This window comes from Mesorhizobium sp. M3A.F.Ca.ET.080.04.2.1 (assembly GCF_003952525.1).
GTDB lineage: Bacteria > Pseudomonadota > Alphaproteobacteria > Rhizobiales > Rhizobiaceae > Mesorhizobium.
This window is the reverse complement of the sequence record NZ_CP034451.1, coordinates 5,846,361-5,860,220: the sequence shown is the minus strand read 5'-3', so window position 1 is coordinate 5,860,220 and position 13,860 is coordinate 5,846,361. Positions and strand designations below refer to the sequence as shown.

Annotated in this window: 17 protein-coding genes; 5 read left to right on the top strand and 12 right to left on the bottom strand. The window is 61.1% G+C overall.

Annotated features, from left to right (window positions below):
• Positions 1 to 3: 3 nt before the first annotated feature.
• Together EJ074_RS27970 and EJ074_RS27965 are read right to left on the bottom strand one after the other, a co-directional pair.
• Positions 4 to 276: a hypothetical protein gene (locus EJ074_RS27970; protein WP_129553915.1), complete on the bottom strand. Its 273-nt coding sequence runs from the start codon at positions 274 to 276 to the stop codon at positions 4 to 6.
• A gap of 475 nt (positions 277 to 751) precedes the next feature.
• Positions 752 to 1,921, bottom strand: a complete 1,170-nt coding sequence (locus tag EJ074_RS27965) for a site-specific integrase (protein WP_245454755.1) — start codon at positions 1,919 to 1,921, stop codon at positions 752 to 754.
• A 447-nt stretch (positions 1,922 to 2,368) separates the two neighbouring features.
• Between EJ074_RS27965 and EJ074_RS27960 the strand changes: the two genes are divergently transcribed.
• Positions 2,369 to 2,950, top strand: coding sequence for a hypothetical protein (locus tag EJ074_RS27960; protein WP_129553913.1), 582 nt, complete (start codon positions 2,369 to 2,371; stop codon positions 2,948 to 2,950).
• Positions 2,951 to 3,296: 346 nt separating this feature from the next.
• Here EJ074_RS27960 and EJ074_RS27955 read toward each other — a convergent pair whose 3' ends face one another.
• From EJ074_RS27955 to EJ074_RS27935, 5 genes are all read right to left on the bottom strand, one after another.
• The gene (locus EJ074_RS27955; RefSeq protein ID WP_129553912.1) at positions 3,297 to 3,560 is read right to left on the bottom strand and encodes a hypothetical protein; all 264 of its coding nucleotides are present in this window, start codon (positions 3,558 to 3,560) and stop codon (positions 3,297 to 3,299) included.
• Complete coding sequence (locus EJ074_RS27950) at positions 3,523 to 3,834, bottom strand: hypothetical protein (protein ID WP_129553911.1); 312 nt, start codon at positions 3,832 to 3,834, stop codon at positions 3,523 to 3,525. The genes EJ074_RS27955 and EJ074_RS27950 overlap by 38 nt, the downstream gene beginning before the upstream one ends.
• Positions 3,831 to 4,241: a hypothetical protein gene (locus EJ074_RS27945; RefSeq protein ID WP_129553910.1), complete on the bottom strand. Its 411-nt coding sequence runs from the start codon at positions 4,239 to 4,241 to the stop codon at positions 3,831 to 3,833. Before EJ074_RS27945 ends, EJ074_RS27950 begins: the two co-directional genes overlap by 4 nt.
• Before the next feature lie 406 nt (positions 4,242 to 4,647).
• Positions 4,648 to 5,730: an AAA family ATPase gene (locus EJ074_RS27940; RefSeq protein WP_129553909.1), complete on the bottom strand. Its 1,083-nt coding sequence runs from the start codon at positions 5,728 to 5,730 to the stop codon at positions 4,648 to 4,650.
• On the bottom strand, positions 5,730 to 6,005 hold the full coding sequence (locus EJ074_RS27935; protein WP_129553908.1) for a hypothetical protein: 276 nt from the start codon (positions 6,003 to 6,005) through the stop codon (positions 5,730 to 5,732). Before EJ074_RS27935 ends, EJ074_RS27940 begins: the two co-directional genes overlap by 1 nt.
• A 324-nt stretch (positions 6,006 to 6,329) precedes the next feature.
• Between EJ074_RS27935 and EJ074_RS29850 the strand changes: the two genes are divergently transcribed.
• Complete coding sequence (locus tag EJ074_RS29850) at positions 6,330 to 6,536, top strand: hypothetical protein (RefSeq protein ID WP_150827876.1); 207 nt, start codon at positions 6,330 to 6,332, stop codon at positions 6,534 to 6,536.
• Here the strand turns inward: EJ074_RS29850 and EJ074_RS27930 are convergent.
• The 3 genes from EJ074_RS27930 to EJ074_RS27920 all read right to left on the bottom strand — a co-directional run bounded on the left by EJ074_RS27930 (position 6,533) and on the right by EJ074_RS27920 (position 8,610).
• The gene (locus EJ074_RS27930; RefSeq protein WP_129553907.1) at positions 6,533 to 6,724 is read right to left on the bottom strand and encodes a helix-turn-helix domain-containing protein; all 192 of its coding nucleotides are present in this window, start codon (positions 6,722 to 6,724) and stop codon (positions 6,533 to 6,535) included. The two genes, EJ074_RS29850 and EJ074_RS27930, sit on opposite strands and share 4 nt — an antisense overlap.
• 93 nt (positions 6,725 to 6,817) lie before the next feature.
• Complete coding sequence (locus tag EJ074_RS27925; protein ID WP_129553906.1) at positions 6,818 to 7,339, bottom strand: hypothetical protein; 522 nt, start codon at positions 7,337 to 7,339, stop codon at positions 6,818 to 6,820.
• A complete protein-coding gene (locus tag EJ074_RS27920) occupies positions 7,336 to 8,610 on the bottom strand; it encodes a site-specific integrase (protein WP_129553905.1) in 1,275 nt (424 codons plus the stop codon). Before EJ074_RS27920 ends, EJ074_RS27925 begins: the two co-directional genes overlap by 4 nt.
• A 239-nt stretch (positions 8,611 to 8,849) precedes the next feature.
• On the opposite strand from EJ074_RS27920, the gene EJ074_RS27915 reads away from it, so the two are divergent.
• Positions 8,850 to 9,197 (top strand): VanZ family protein, encoded by a 348-nt coding sequence (locus tag EJ074_RS27915; RefSeq protein ID WP_095807211.1) that lies wholly within the window; start codon positions 8,850 to 8,852, stop codon positions 9,195 to 9,197.
• A gap of 74 nt (positions 9,198 to 9,271) precedes the next feature.
• On the opposite strand, the gene EJ074_RS27910 is transcribed toward EJ074_RS27915, so the two are convergent.
• Positions 9,272 to 9,586, bottom strand: coding sequence for a DUF982 domain-containing protein (locus tag EJ074_RS27910; protein ID WP_095807210.1), 315 nt, complete (start codon positions 9,584 to 9,586; stop codon positions 9,272 to 9,274).
• Positions 9,587 to 10,055: 469 nt separating this feature from the next.
• Here EJ074_RS27910 and map point away from each other — a divergent pair, with 469 nt between their 5' ends.
• Positions 10,056 to 10,883 carry a type I methionyl aminopeptidase gene (map, locus tag EJ074_RS27905; protein WP_095807209.1) on the top strand — a complete coding sequence of 276 codons (828 nt, stop codon included), beginning with the start codon at positions 10,056 to 10,058 and terminating at the stop codon, positions 10,881 to 10,883.
• 32 nt (positions 10,884 to 10,915) lie between these two features.
• On the top strand, positions 10,916 to 11,677 hold the full coding sequence (gene radC, locus EJ074_RS27900) for a DNA repair protein RadC (RefSeq protein WP_095807208.1): 762 nt from the start codon (positions 10,916 to 10,918) through the stop codon (positions 11,675 to 11,677).
• Between the two features lie 67 nt (positions 11,678 to 11,744).
• On the opposite strand, the gene EJ074_RS27895 is transcribed toward radC, so the two are convergent.
• On the bottom strand, positions 11,745 to 13,799 hold the full coding sequence (locus tag EJ074_RS27895; protein ID WP_129553904.1) for an NADH:flavin oxidoreductase: 2,055 nt from the start codon (positions 13,797 to 13,799) through the stop codon (positions 11,745 to 11,747).
• Positions 13,800 to 13,860 lie beyond the last annotated feature (61 nt).

Sequence of the window (13,860 nt, the reverse complement as noted above, 5' to 3'; positions counted from 1 at the left end):
GTTCTACCGGCCGCCCGAGAGTGCATACTTCGAGCGCGCCTTCATTCTGGCACGCTGATCCGCCGTCTTTTCTTCGTCCTGGGCGTCGGCGAGCCAGTCGCAGATGGCCTCCGGCGTTATGCGCACGACCGAGCCAGCTATGCGAACCTCGCGTGGGCCCCGGCCTTTTGCGCGTATAGAGTAGTAAGTTGGTGTGCTGATCCCGAAGCGGCGACAGAACTCGGGAATCGAGATCGCCGTGTCTATGTTGTGCCCCGATTTATCCATATGTTTCATTGGCTTAACTCCAGCTACTTAGCCAGGTATAGCCTAAGCGGGCCACCGCAAATAAGGGTAAAAAAGGGTATCTATTTGCCCTTGAGGCTGTTCTGGATCTGATCGACAGAAACACTATGACGATCCGACAACCGCTGGATTGCTGCTGTCCTAAGACCGCCTCGCGGACGCTCGCCAATAGCCTTCATTCGAGCAATCTCTTCCTGCAATAAGCACCGAAACAGCACCCGTCGCAGGGCTTTGTTGGCCCGCTGCCAATCGGTCATTCGTGGGCGACCAGACGGCGGATTTTCTATCAGCGCAATCGCCTCACGATCTCTATCCGTGAGTGGCCTGCCACTCGCAACTAGGGCCGCGTATGCGTCGCGCTCGCCCTTCGTGATCCCGCTCTTGAGTTTCGAGATACGATCAACAATGGACGAAAGGCTCTCTTGCTCCGACGCCGGACCTTCGGGGTGAGCACGCCGGACGTGACTCACCGTCGCATCTCCATTGGCACGACGTTCCCCACCATCGTCACCCCGAAGCGCGGTCCACTTACGCGGATCGCTTGGTCCCGATAGTCCTCGGTTAAATGGCCATAGTGCTTCTCGACCATGCGCGTGTCGGCGTGGCCTAGGTTCTCTGCCACGATCATAAGCGGCATCCCGTTCATCACAGCCAGTGAGGCCCACGTGTGGCGCAGCTGGTGGAAGCCCACGGCCGGAATGATCTTCGCGGCGGCGCAGGCGTCGCGCATGGGCCTCGCCTGATGGGATTTGGCCCACGCCGAGCCGTCAGCGTGCGCAAACATCAGGCCATCCGTCGGGCGGCCCGCCGTGAGTGACTTGAAGAAGGCCACCCCCTCGTCGGTCAGTCGAACGTCGCGCGGCTTCCCACTCTTCGATTCGCGCACCACGATGCGGCCGCGTTCAAAGTCGCCGACCAGCAGTCGGCACAGCTCCCCATAGCGGCAACCGGTCAAGAGCGCGCCGTGGGCTATGTGACGGAAGCCGCTGTCGGCGTCGGCGGCTTTGATGAGCCGCTGAGCCTCTGCGACTGAAAGGTGCCCGGGGCGGGCTACATCAACCTTGTCAAATGGCTTCAGTCGGCGCCACGCGAGGTCGTCGTTGACCCGGCCATGCTCGAACGCGCGGTTCAGCGCTGCCTTGAGCACAGTCAGCGTCCGATTGACCGTCGCGCGCCGCGCTCGACCCTCGCCGGGGGTGGTCGGTGCAGGCCGGTAGCGCTGCTCTTTCCTCTCGCCGGTGGCCCTGTCCTTTCCCGTTCTCAGGCGGGCTGGTTTGATGGCCATCGCGTCGCGCCACTGGACCAATCGGTCGGTGGTCAGCTCGCCGACTTTCAGGCCGCCCAGCTCGGGAAGGATGAAATTGTTCGCGCGCCTCTCGGCGTCACGCCCGCTTCGCCGCTCCGCCTTTAGAAAGGTGATATAGTCCGCGACGACGTCGCGCACTGTCGGATGCTGGGGGAACGCGCCCGACGTAATTGGCGAAGCGAGCTTCGCTCGCTCGTGAGCAACTCGCTGCGCGTCGGCGTAGGACAGCACTGTCAATCCGTCTGCGTCCTGGTAGTCGTCGGCAAATCCAAGCGTTTCCTTATGGTAGGGACTCTTGCCCACGCCCATCGCGCCCAAGTAGCGACGCATGACCCACTTTCCTGGCGCATCGGCGCGCCTTTTTCGGTAGCCCAGATGAAGTTCGCCGGGAACAACCGTTCGCCAGTAGGGGTCCTTACTCTTCGGAAGCCTGGACCGGGCCGCCCGCGTCTCCAATTTCGAGTCCCTGACCGTCCTTGCCACGTTTCACCTCCAGTTACCGCGCACCACGACGAGGTAAAAAGTAGGGTAATATCCGGGGCGCGCCAGCGCTAGCCCCTGCGCTCATCAAAATGGGAAAAATTTCGAACAATCAAAGGCTTGACTTAGCCAGCGCTAGCTCGGAGAAACGAGCTAATCGGCCTCTTTCACGGCGGTAACAGGGGTTCGATTCCCCTTGGGCGTACCAGTCTTTTCAAGCACTTAGCTCCAAATCTCGTTTCTCTGTCCAGTTTCTGGCCAATATCCAATGAGTCCAAGTGACACGGCGGGGGTGCAATGGATCAGCTTGTGAGTCTCCTGCAGTCTGTTCTGGGCCTAAATCCCAGGCAGGGTTGGACCTGGGTCATTGCCGGTACGGCCGTGCTCGGCCTGCATTATTTTGGGGTTGGTCCGTTTGCGAGCCTCGACACCGGCTGGGTCGCCGTCGCTGGCATTGCTGCGGTTTTCGGGGCTGCCATCCTCATTGTATCCTTGGGGGCTTATTTCGTTAACAAGGCGGCTTCTCGCTCAGAGACGCGTCGGGCTATTAAGGACACGCAACAGCAGTGGGACTTCCTAAACCAGGAGGCTCTCAGGAATGTGGAGATCTTGAGCCAGTCTGAACAAGCGGCACTGGCATGGATAGTTCGGAACGGGCAGAAGCGATTTCGGACTGAGTTCTTTCAGCACATGGATGGAAATCTCGTCGCTAAGAGAATCGTCCTTGGACCGGTCGGCAACACCAACGACGTTTACGAGGTGATCGACAGCATCTGGGCAATGCGGGATCAGTTGAAGGAGCGCTATGAGCAGATTCAGCTCAATGTGGAGCCTCCCTGGTCGCCGTATGGGCAAGTCGGAAGATACCTGCCTCGATAGAAACCAGCCTCCCGCAACGTTGCCAGTGTCACGCGCTGCGAGTGCGGGAGGTGTCAACCCGGGTTGACAAAAGAAGGCCCGGAAGTGCGAGCCGCCGGGCCGATGGGTACTTTGACCCACAAGGAGTTGAACGCCGCCAGCTTACTCCCAACTCGTCGACCCCACAAATCAAAAGCCGGCCACTGCGCAGACAAAGAAAGGGCCCGGAAGCCAAGGAGGAGCCGCCGGGCCGAAATAGCTGAGAAGATCTCAACCTATGGGACGTTCATCATACGCCCGATCCTATGAAGCACAAGGCCCGGCCACCTCACAGCAGCCGGGCCTTTGCAACCGCGTGGTTGCCTGTCTAGCTCATGCGTTCGAGGTCGGCGATGATGCTTTTGAATATGATCATCTCGCTATCCTCGTCTTCGAGGTTCCAGTGCCGCCGCAGCTTCGCCTTGGCAGTTAGGCCTTTGAGGCTCGTCGCCCGCGCCTTCCACACGCGATACCAAGCGCGGTCTGCCTTGGCCGACAGCTTCTCCTCTCTGGCTTCGGCCTTGCGCAGGCGCGGTAGGTCGGGCTTGGGCTTCTCACCGATCTTGAACGTCTTGTCCGATGCCCTTTGCATGCGCTCGTCTGCGGCGTAGAACTCCGCTAGGCGCCTTCACATCCTTGCCGGAGCGGCGGCCACAGACGAACCAGCCCTCGGTTACTGGTGCCGTGGGTGCCTCGTCCCTGCCGGTGAGTTCGGTGAAGACGGCAAGCTCTGCCTCGTCCAGCGGCTCGCCGAACAGGGCCTTGTCGATGACGCGCCATACACCCCAGCTGTCGGCAGCGAACCATGGCCCGAACAGGTCAGGGTCCTGGCAAGCCTCGGCATAGGTGAAGGCGGGAGCGCTCATGCTGCGCTGCTGGCCTTCTGTGCGGCCCTGGAAGCCATGAACGTGGTGATGTCGGGCGTGACGTCGCGCGGCTCGGGTCCGCCTATCTGCTCGGCATCGCGGCGCCGACTGTTGAGTAGGGTCGCTATCTCGCTGATGCCGATCTGCTCACCCTTGAGCCAGCGAACCTGAGCATCGCGGATCATGGCCGACGTGATGGCGACGTCTTCAATGAACCGAATGCGCATGGCATCGAGAGCGGATTCCCCGCCACGCTCGCCAATCAGCTCATCCCTTAGCTCGACCGCCTGCTGATATGGCTTGGTGCGCTTGTCCAGGTCCTCGAATGAAAGCAGCCTCACCTTGCCGCCTTTCGACGGTGCAACTGGCGGGGAACCTGGCTCTACCGTGGCGGTATCTTCGGGCATTTTTGCGCCTCATATCGTCCATCTGTTGGACATAATAGCGCAAGTGAGAAACTAACTCACTGTATTTATTGTTCTATTGCTGTCTAGCTATGTTCAAGTTACCGCTTTGCTCAGGCGTTAACGCCAATTCCGAACGCTCGAGGCAAGGTGCTTCGAAGCAGCGGCAGAAAAAAGTCCGTAGTTGGAGCGAGTATGCCACCAATTCCGAACGCTCGAGGCAAGGTGCTTCGAAGCAGCGGCAGAAAAAAGTCCGTAGTTGGAGCGAGTATGCCACCAGAAATATGAGCCACAATTCCTTTCATATGAAATCAGCGTGACAAGCGTGACAGAGCGTTACATGTCACGGTGCGTCACGGCGCATGCAAGCGTGACGTGACGTGACACCCCCTTATAAGGGTGTCACATGTCACGCTGCTGCCTTGCCGTCGAAGCATCGCCATACGTGATCGTCATAGAACTGGATGTGGCCACCATCCCGAAGGAAGTTCTTGGCTCGATTGAACGCCTGGCGTTTCGTGTCTGGAGCATCCTCGTGAGAGTGCAGGTAGAAGTGATGGCGCCACTGTTCGACCTGGACGACGTTGCATGGTGGCCAGTCCTGCCCGAACTTGCGCACGCCGCTAGCTTGGAGAGCATCATCGAGAGCGATCAGCGCCGCTCGGTTCTTCGGCGACAGCGATTGCTTGCGCGCCGCCGTGATTGTGCTGTCCATCTCAGGAACGAGACTGCCGCCCGATGGTGTCAACCTGAAGCCCCAGGAGCCGGCGCTGTCGGCGTCCTTGTGCCGCTCGACGGTCAAGGTTGCCGTCATGGCGCCTTTGTCGCCCTCGACCTTGAGGCGCGTGTCGAACGAGCCCCAGAAGTGAGAGTGGCCACGAATGCGGCTGTCGTCCTGATATGGCGCGTGGGCAACCACCAGAACTGCCACGCCGGTTTCGCGTAGGATGCGCTGGATACCATGCACCCAGGCCCGCGCGGTCTTATCCTCGATCTCGCTACCGGCCATGCTGCCGCCGAAGATATCGATGACGATCAATTGGAAAGCTGGATAGTACGACATCGGATGCTGCGAAAACTCGGCTTTGTCGACGGCATCAATCAGCGCTGTGACATCATCAGCCACGTCGAGTCGAATTTCTCTTGGGTACAGGAAGGCAGTTCGTTCGGCCTCCGGGACATTGTGGTGGTCGTACCATGCCGGAATGCGCTTGCGGCCGACGCCGTTGCCGCCCTCTGTCGCCACGATGAGAACGGTCGGCAAGGCGTGTGAGTTGTCGAAATCGGGCAAGACCTCATGGCTATGCCATGGCCGATGCGAGGCCACGGAAAGGGCGATGTCGATCGCCAGGAAGGACTTGAACGAGTTCGACTTGCCAAACATCAGGGCGGTGGTGTTTTCCTGAATGAGCCCGTCGATAAGCCATGCAGGCTCAGGAAGGTCCTTCATGTCGGCATAGGAGAGGATCTTGAGCGGTTCGGGTTTGCTCATCAGTAGCAACTCCTACGCATGCGCCGATATTCCTTGGCCGCTTCCGCGATGTGAGAGGATTCCGGCGTCGGCGCCGGGCGCCACGGCCTGCCATTGAACTCGGCCACGATGCCCGCGACGAAGCTGTACGACCGGGCGCTCGGGTCATGTTCGTAGCCCGCATCATCGAAGCGTAGCACCGCGCATTGAAGGTGGTTGCGCGCCGCCGTCAGATGTCGGACGGCTGCATCGATATAGAGTTCCTCGATGCTCGGAAGGTTCGGACGAATGGTCATGCCTCCGCCTCGCACTTCAGCCGGCGATGCTCAGCCTTATGGTGAAGGCGACAAAGCCAGCGAACGGACATTGGCCGCTCGTAATCATCGTGATGAGCTTCGGCGTTCGGGTCGCCACACTCCGCACAACATTCCTGGATGACGAGGCCGCGTCTCACGGCGCTCCTGAGAGCTTAGTGGGCCCATACCTTTATCGGGTTGGCTTGCTTCCAGCGCTCTTGCCGCGGGTTCTTGGAACGGCTAGACTTGCGGTGTGAAATGTTCTCCTTGCCGCCGTTCCCGATTGCCGTCGGGGCGGCGGTTTCTCGTTCAAGAGGTGCGTGCATGAGCGCCTCCCTGCCAATCCTGGCGAAGCAGGGCGAGGCGCATAACCTGGCAAGCCTCAGGTGCGGAGATACCGAACCGGCGGCGCAAGGCTGGCACGATCGGCCGCTCACAGCTCATATAGTTCGCGGCATACCATTCGATGGCGTCGGCAAGGTGCGCGGGCGAAGCATGATCAGTCGTTTCAACAAGGCGCCGATTCATTAGGCGGCCTCGCTGGTTTCGCAGGCCTTGCGCCAGTCGGCGGCGGCTTCCTTGGAAATCAGAACGCGACCGCCAACCTTCATGGTGCGTGGTGCGGTGCCCGCATTGATGAGGTTGTAGAAAGTGGCGCGGCTGATGCGGTGAGCCGCGCAAAACTCAGGAATGCTGTAGGCTTCGAAGGCGTAGTCCATCTGGGTTGCTCCTGTGTTTGGACAGGACCAAGATGGATGCGTTTGGAATTTCGCTCTACGGTTGAAGGGGTCCGCAGTGATGGGGTAAAGGGTTCACCCCTTACGTTTCGGGTTGCCCCCGCCCATCGCTTCTAAGGGCCGAACAGCGGTTGCCATCGCCTCCGCCATTCGGCGAGTAACCTTTTTGCCCCCCGGTAGTGGTTGGCTCAAAAAGAAGTGCTCAAGCGTTTTCACTAGGGGCGGCGGCCGATCTGGTTGGATGTCAAATTTTTTGATGGCCTCGATCATCACCACCATAAAGGGGGATAGATAGATGCCATCCAGCGATGGCACCGCCGCTTGTGCCTCTTCCTTCGGTTTGACAACCAAGATCGGTTCACGGACATGATCGAGTGCCGAAGTGCTCCATCGTCCCGTCTCCAGCCAGTACGTCGCGGCGAGTTGTGACCAGTCGTCGGGGAATATCTGATAGCGGCGTCCGGCGTACTCATCATATCGCACAGCCTCCAGCTCACCGCTGAAAAGCTTCCTCCGAACGGCCTCAACGTCGCCGCCGTGCTCCTGGATGACGGTTCGCAGTTCCACATGCCCGGGTGGGACAAAGTTCACCATCATGCGCCTCCCATCTGAGCCACGTTGTCAGCCTTGACGGTGCCGAACCTCGGCGCACCAGCCCTCACCGCTTCGGCAATGTAGGACGGCGACAGGTGCCCGTAATGCTTCTCCACCATCCGAGTGTCTGTGTGCCCCAGATTCTTCGCCACCACCATTAGCGGCATTCCATTCATGACCGAGAGGCTCGCCCAGGTATGACGCAAGCCATGGAAGCCGATGGCCGACGATATCTTGGCGTTCTTGCAGGCCTCTTTCATCGGCCGGAACTGGTGAGACTTCTCCCAAATGCCGCCGGCCTCCGTCGTCAGGATCAAATCGCCGCGATTCTTGCCGCGCACCAGTTGTGTGAACAGGTCGGCGCCCTCGTCGGTCAGGATGATGTGACGCGCCTTCCCAGATTTACTCTCGCGGATCGTCAACGTTGACACGTCGGCGTTGAAGTCTTCGCGCTTAAGGCGAGCGAGTTCGCTATAGCGAGCACCTGTCTGCAGCGCGGCTTGTACGAGATCCCGGAACTTGCCCGATGCGGCGTTCACAAGCCGCTGAGCCTCGGCGATCGAGAGATAATGGACGCGGGCGCTCTCGACGTCTTCGAACGGCTCGACGCGCCGCCATTCCCGATCGGAAGCCGCCTTCCCTTCCCTCCAGGCATAATTGAGCGCGGCCTTAAGCGTCGTGAGAACGCGATTGGCCGTTGCACGACGCTGCCTAACCGATTCCGAGTCCTCCCCGAGTTCTCTGAACCTTTGTTCCTTCCCGGCCTTTGTACGTACACGCGGCGCGGTTGTTGCGACCCCGCTATGCCATTTCCTAATCCGCTTGGCGTCGAGCTTGGCAAGATCGATTTCGCCAAGTTCGGGAAGGATCAGCGCCTCGGCGCGCCAGCGAGCATCCCTAGATGATTTGCGGTTGCCTTCCATCCACAGGAGGTAATCGTCGATCGCATCCTTGACCGTGTAGACGCCAGCCACCTTGCCGCCGTCGCCAGACATGGCCTTGTGGACTTCCCTCGCCTTGTCCTGCGCCTGCCAGAACGTCAGGGTGGTCGAGCCATTCGCGTCCAACTGGTCGTCCGCATCAGCGATCGTCTCGACGCGGTAGTCCTGGTTTCCGACATACATCCGCACCACCCAGCGGCCGGCGTCTTTGCCCTTGCGATAGCCGACATGAAGGCCGGGCCCGATGCTGCGGTAATAGGGCTTGCCGCGCGGCTTGAGCTTCTTGCGCGCATCCTTGCTGTCTAACGTTGCGTCCCGAACTCGTTTGGCCATGATGTTCCCGCCTGTCGTGTCCAACTATTTGTCCAATATACCGGCTTAGATGCTATTGGACAAGCACAAACATAACAGGACGCAAACCCTTATGGTGCAAGGCTTTCAGAAAATTCGGCTGGACGGCGCTAGACGGCTTAGAAGCCCTTTCACGGCGGTAACAGGGGTTCGATTCCCCTTGGGCGTACCAGTCTTTTCAAGGTCTTCGACAAACATCTCGCGCTCCTGTATGAGCGGGCATGACCTCGATCTCCCGTTTTGTCGCGCTTATGCTGTTGGTGGCGATCACCTTCGCGACGCTCTCACCGATCCAGATGCGGCCTCACCTCGGTGATGCGAATGTCGAACGTGGCTTGGCTTACGTCCTCTTGGGGATCGCCCTAGCCTTCGGGTTCCCCGCCCGATTGCTGCAGACATTGCTGTTTGTCTGCGCCGTCGCCGGCGTATTGGAATTCCTCCAAGCCTTTGATCCAGGCCGGCATGCGCGCCTCACTGATGCGCTTCTCAAAGCGGCAGCGGGCGTCATCGGGATTGCCGTCGCACGCGTCATCCTTGCTATCGCGCGGGCGCCACGCGCCACGGGCTAGATGCCGGCAGCAGCTAGGCCACGTGGCGGGCCACGCCTAGCTCGCAGAATGCAGCCAAGGATGGAATACCAAGTTCAGCTTGAATGCATGGCGCGCGCTTGGCGAAATGCCTTGCCGCCGCCGCGCTTGCCGGGAATCATCATGTCCCTGGCGAGCAGGCCGCTGACACGGCAGAAAGCCATGAATGCGCGGCAGGCGTCCTCTGTGCTGACGACGTCGACCGTCGCCCCGAAGCAGGCGTTGAAGGCGGCTTCGTGGACCTTGCCTTGCCGGCGCGCCGGCCAGTTCTGCAGGAAATCAAGCGCCTGCTCGACGCTGTAGATTTCCTCGACAGGCAGGCCGGGCGTGGACGTAATGCGCACCGGCACCTGAAATTGCAGTCTGTCCATTCCCTGTCTCCCGAACGATCGTCGCGTGAGAACGTCATTCATTCTGAAAACTTGCAATGCATGGCATCCGGAGGCGTGCGGCGGTTCTGGGGCGGCATATGCATCCACAAAACCAAAGCGCGTCGCCTGAACCCCGTTTCAGCGCGACGCTTTGGGTTTCTGACCCAGGAATGTGACGTCAGTGCGATCAACCGGAGCCCGGCTTCCACGGCTTGAAAGGCCATGCGGCGCATCAGCACATGGGCCGACGGCCGGGCAAAGCCCGCGCCCAGAATGAGCGCGGCCGTCCTTGCCATGCGCGGCCGATATCGCGCGGGTACGGGGACTCGCCCAGGCGATGGACTGAAGAAAGTCGCGGCATTCCGTTCTGCGGGCACTTCGTCCTTGAACGTTGCGGCTTCCGGTGCCAAATCTGGGGAGATTTCAGCATCGGCTCGCTTCAGCAGCCACACCCGGCAAAAACGGACAAATGGTCACTTACCTCGACGCCGCTACGGCTCCCCTGAGAAACACCGGCCAGATCCGCCTCTATGGCGAGGACGGCTTTGCTGGCATGCGCAAGGCTTGCGACCTCACTGCGCGCTGTCTCGACGAGCTTGTGCCGATGGTGAAGCCCGGCGTCACCACCGAGGCCATCGACCGCTTCGTCTTCGAGTTCGGCATGGATCATGGCGCCCTGCCCGCCACGCTCAACTATCGCGGCTACACCAAGTCGTCCTGCACCTCGATCAATCATGTCGTCTGCCACGGCATTCCCGATAACAAGCCGTTGAAGGACGGAGACATCGTCAACATCGACGTGACCTTCATCCTCGACGGCTGGCACGGCGATTCCTCGCGCATGTACCCGGTTGGCACGATCAAGCGCGCCGCCGAACGCCTGCTCGAAGTGACTTACGAATGTTTGATGCGCGGCATTGCCGCGATCAGGCCCGGCGCCCGTACCGGCGTCATCGGCGCGGCGATCCAGACCTATGCCGAGGCCGAGCGCTGCTCGGTGGTCCGCGACTTCTGCGGCCACGGCGTCGGCCAGCTATTCCATGACGCCCCAAACATCCTGCACTACGGCACCGCCGCCGAAGGCGTCGAGATGCGGCCCGGCATGATCTTCACCGTCGAGCCGATGATCAATCTCGGCCGGCCGCATGTGAAGGTGCTGTCGGACGGCTGGACGGCGGTGACGCGCGACCGCTCGCTGTCGGCGCAATACGAGCACACCATCGGCGTCACCGACACCGGCTGCGAGATATTCACGCTGTCGCCGAAAAAGCTCGACCGTCCTGGCCTGCCGGCCTAGGCTTCAACGGAAGCTCGGAGGGACAGGCGGCAATGGGAAAGACCGATAACGAGCGGGCGTTCTTTTCCGAGGCCTGGAGCTCGCCACCGCAGAAATCACAGAAAAGCACTGCAGAGGCGGAGAAGCCGCATTATCACGGCCACCGCGATCGCCTGCGCGAACGCTTCGTTTCGGCCGGCCCGGATGCTCTGCCCGACTACGAGCTGCTCGAGCTCCTGCTTTTCCGGCTGATCCCGCGCGTCGACACCAAGCCGATCGCCAAGGCGCTGATCGCCCGCTTCGGCTCGCTCGCCGAGGTGCTCGGCGCGCCGGCATCCCTGCTCGAGGAGGTGAAAGGCATCGGCCCGGCGGTGGCGACCGATCTCAAGGTGATCGCGGCCACCGCGCAGCGCATGGCGCGCGGCGAAGTGCGCGGCCGCGAGGTGCTGTCCAACTGGCCGCAACTTCTCGACTATTGCCGCTCGGCCATGGCGTTCGAGGCCCGCGAGCAATTTCGCATCCTGTTCCTCGACAAGAAGAACGGGCTGATCGCCGACGAGGTGCAGCAGACCGGCACCGTCGACCACACGCCGGTCTATCCGCGCGAGGTCGTCAAGCGCGCGCTCGAACTCTCCGCCAGCGCGATCATCCTGGTGCACAACCATCCGTCTGGGGATCCCACCCCTTCCCGCGCGGACATCGAGATGACCAAGCAGATCATCGATACGGCCAAGCCGCTCGGCATTGCCGTGCATGACCACATCATTATCGGCCGCAAAGGCAATGCGTCGATGAAGGGCCTGCTCCTGATCTAATTCAAAGGCTCCATCGACCGCCCTCGTAGGCCAAAGCCCGAGAAGAGATGCGGAGGCCCTGTGCTGTCTACAAGCGCGAGCAGAGTCGATAGGCCTCATAGATTGACGAGTAGATATCTCTGCTCGCGACCGCGTCTCCTATGCGGTGCAGTATGAACGATCCTGTAGCTGGGGGATTTTCGCCGCCCTCCGTGCTTGCTCCCGTCATGAGCGCGATGTCGGTGACGCCGTCATTGGAGGAGCGGGGGCGCAATTCCTGATAGACGTCCTCTACCGGTGCCGTGCCACGCTCGACGATGAGTTGGGCCGTGCTCATCTCAATTTCCCTGCCGGTGAGCTCATGGCGAAATCTGGCGACGATTCCGCTTGATTGGCGCACCGCCCGAACCAGGCGGACATCGCTGACGATCCGGATGCCGAGTTCCGATATGCGCTTGCGGAAACTTACCCGATCTGGATAGGGAGTCTCGACCGCCAGCGTATCGTCCACGATGGCCAGGCTGACCGCATGGCCCAGTCTGGCCAAATGCAGGGCGCAGGAAACGGCGGCCTGGCGTCCGGTCTCGTCATAGACAAGCACATCGTCCTTCGCCGGCACGACGCCCGTCAGCACGTCCCAGACGCTGTCGCAGTGTTCGGCGCCATCCAGCCATTCCAGATCGGGAATGCCTCCGGTGGCGACGATCACCGCTTCAGGTTTCGCGGCTAGCACGACTTCCGCATCCGCATAGGCGTTGAGGCGGATATCGACGCCAAGGCGGGCGAGTTCATCGCTGCGCCAGTCCACGATGCCGATCAGATCCTTGCGATCGGAGGCCGAGGCCGCGACGAGCACCTGGCCGCCAAGCCGCGCGCCGGCTTCGAGCAGGGTCACGTGGTGCCCGCGCTCGGCGGCGACCCTGGCCGCTTCCATTCCGCCCGGGCCACCGCCGACCACAACCACGCGTCTTGGCGTTTCGGCTCGGCTGATGACGTGGCTGACGGTCGTTTCGTGGCCGCTGGCCGGGTTGTGAATGCAATGCACCTTCTTGTAGAGGCAGTAGGAGGCGCCGACGCATGGGCGGATGCGGTCTTCTTCTCCCCGCATCACCTTGTTGACGATATGCGGGTCGGCAATATGCGCCCGCGTCATGCCGACCAGGTCGACAAGGTTCTCGCGGATGGCATGCCGCGCGGTGGCAATGTCGCGAATGCCCCCGGCGTGGATGACGGGCAGCCTGATTTCCCGCTTGAACTGGCCGACCAGCGGCAGAAACGGCGCGCTCCGGCTGAACATGCCGGGCATGTTCTCCTCGGCCAGCGCCAGGTCGGTGTCCATGCGGCCAAAAATGCAATTGAAGAAATCGATATGGCCTTCCCGCTCGAACAGTCTGGCGAAGGCTAGGCATTCCTCGAAATCCGAACCGTCGTCGACCGCCTCGTCGATGACGAACCGGATGCCGACAGCGAAGTCGTCACCCACCGCGCGACGGATCGCCTCGTGCACCATGAGGCCGAAGCGCGCGCGGTTTTCGAGCGACCCACCGAAGCCATCCGTCCGCCTGTTGGTCCTGCGCGAAAGGAATTGACCGATCAGATGCCCGCCGGTGACCGTTTCGATGCCGTCGAGATCGCCCTCACGGCAGCGTCTGGCAGCATTTGCATAATCGTTGACGATCCTGCTGATGTCCGCCGCATCCATCTCCTTCGGAAAATTCCGGTTTCGCGTCTCGCGAACGCGCGATGGCGCGACCGGTGCAAGCCAATTGCCGGCATAGGCAGTTGCGCGCCGGCCGAGATGCGACACCTGGCACATGACGGCCGCGCCGTGGCGATGGACCCGCTGCGACAGCGATTGCAGATGCGGCACGATGCGATCGCTCGAAATGTCCAGCTGACCGCCGCCCCAACTCGAGTCAGCTGACGTCATCGCTGAGCCGCCCGCCATCGTCATGGCCAGGCCGCCGCGCGCCTTCTCCTCATGGTAGCGCTGATAGCGTTCGAGCGGCAGGCCACCATCGTCGAGCATCGAAGCGTGGCTGGTGCTGACGATGCGGTTGCGCAGCATCAGACCTTTTAGGTGAAACGGCTGGAGTATCGGATCAGTGCTTGTCTCCCCTGCCTGAGGCGACGTGATGTTCATGTCCACTCCGAGCCATTCATGGGAGTTATGGTCCGCCATTTTGAAAGATTGAGAAAGCTTG

Excerpts from the sequence above, each read along its gene's own strand:
- EJ074_RS27970 (WP_129553915.1), bottom strand. The coding sequence starts at position 276 with ATGAAACATATGGATAAATCGGGGCACAACATAGACACGGCGATCTCG.
- EJ074_RS27965 (WP_245454755.1), bottom strand. The coding sequence starts at position 1,921 with ATGCGTCGCTACTTGGGCGCGATGGGCGTGGGCAAGAGTCCCTACCAT.
- EJ074_RS27960 (WP_129553913.1), top strand. The coding sequence starts at position 2,369 with ATGGATCAGCTTGTGAGTCTCCTGCAGTCTGTTCTGGGCCTAAATCCC.
- EJ074_RS27955 (WP_129553912.1), bottom strand. The coding sequence starts at position 3,560 with ATGCAAAGGGCATCGGACAAGACGTTCAAGATCGGTGAGAAGCCCAAG.
- EJ074_RS27950 (WP_129553911.1), bottom strand. The coding sequence starts at position 3,834 with ATGAGCGCTCCCGCCTTCACCTATGCCGAGGCTTGCCAGGACCCTGAC.
- EJ074_RS27945 (WP_129553910.1), bottom strand. The coding sequence starts at position 4,241 with ATGCCCGAAGATACCGCCACGGTAGAGCCAGGTTCCCCGCCAGTTGCA.
- EJ074_RS27940 (WP_129553909.1), bottom strand. The coding sequence starts at position 5,730 with ATGAGCAAACCCGAACCGCTCAAGATCCTCTCCTATGCCGACATGAAG.
- EJ074_RS27935 (WP_129553908.1), bottom strand. The coding sequence starts at position 6,005 with ATGACCATTCGTCCGAACCTTCCGAGCATCGAGGAACTCTATATCGAT.
- EJ074_RS29850 (WP_150827876.1), top strand. The coding sequence starts at position 6,330 with ATGAGCGCCTCCCTGCCAATCCTGGCGAAGCAGGGCGAGGCGCATAAC.
- EJ074_RS27930 (WP_129553907.1), bottom strand. The coding sequence starts at position 6,724 with ATGGACTACGCCTTCGAAGCCTACAGCATTCCTGAGTTTTGCGCGGCT.
- EJ074_RS27925 (WP_129553906.1), bottom strand. The coding sequence starts at position 7,339 with ATGATGGTGAACTTTGTCCCACCCGGGCATGTGGAACTGCGAACCGTC.
- EJ074_RS27920 (WP_129553905.1), bottom strand. The coding sequence starts at position 8,610 with ATGGCCAAACGAGTTCGGGACGCAACGTTAGACAGCAAGGATGCGCGC.
- EJ074_RS27915 (WP_095807211.1), top strand. The coding sequence starts at position 8,850 with ATGACCTCGATCTCCCGTTTTGTCGCGCTTATGCTGTTGGTGGCGATC.
- EJ074_RS27910 (WP_095807210.1), bottom strand. The coding sequence starts at position 9,586 with ATGGACAGACTGCAATTTCAGGTGCCGGTGCGCATTACGTCCACGCCC.
- map (WP_095807209.1), top strand. The coding sequence starts at position 10,056 with ATGGTCACTTACCTCGACGCCGCTACGGCTCCCCTGAGAAACACCGGC.
- radC (WP_095807208.1), top strand. The coding sequence starts at position 10,916 with ATGGGAAAGACCGATAACGAGCGGGCGTTCTTTTCCGAGGCCTGGAGC.
- EJ074_RS27895 (WP_129553904.1), bottom strand. The coding sequence starts at position 13,799 with ATGAACATCACGTCGCCTCAGGCAGGGGAGACAAGCACTGATCCGATA.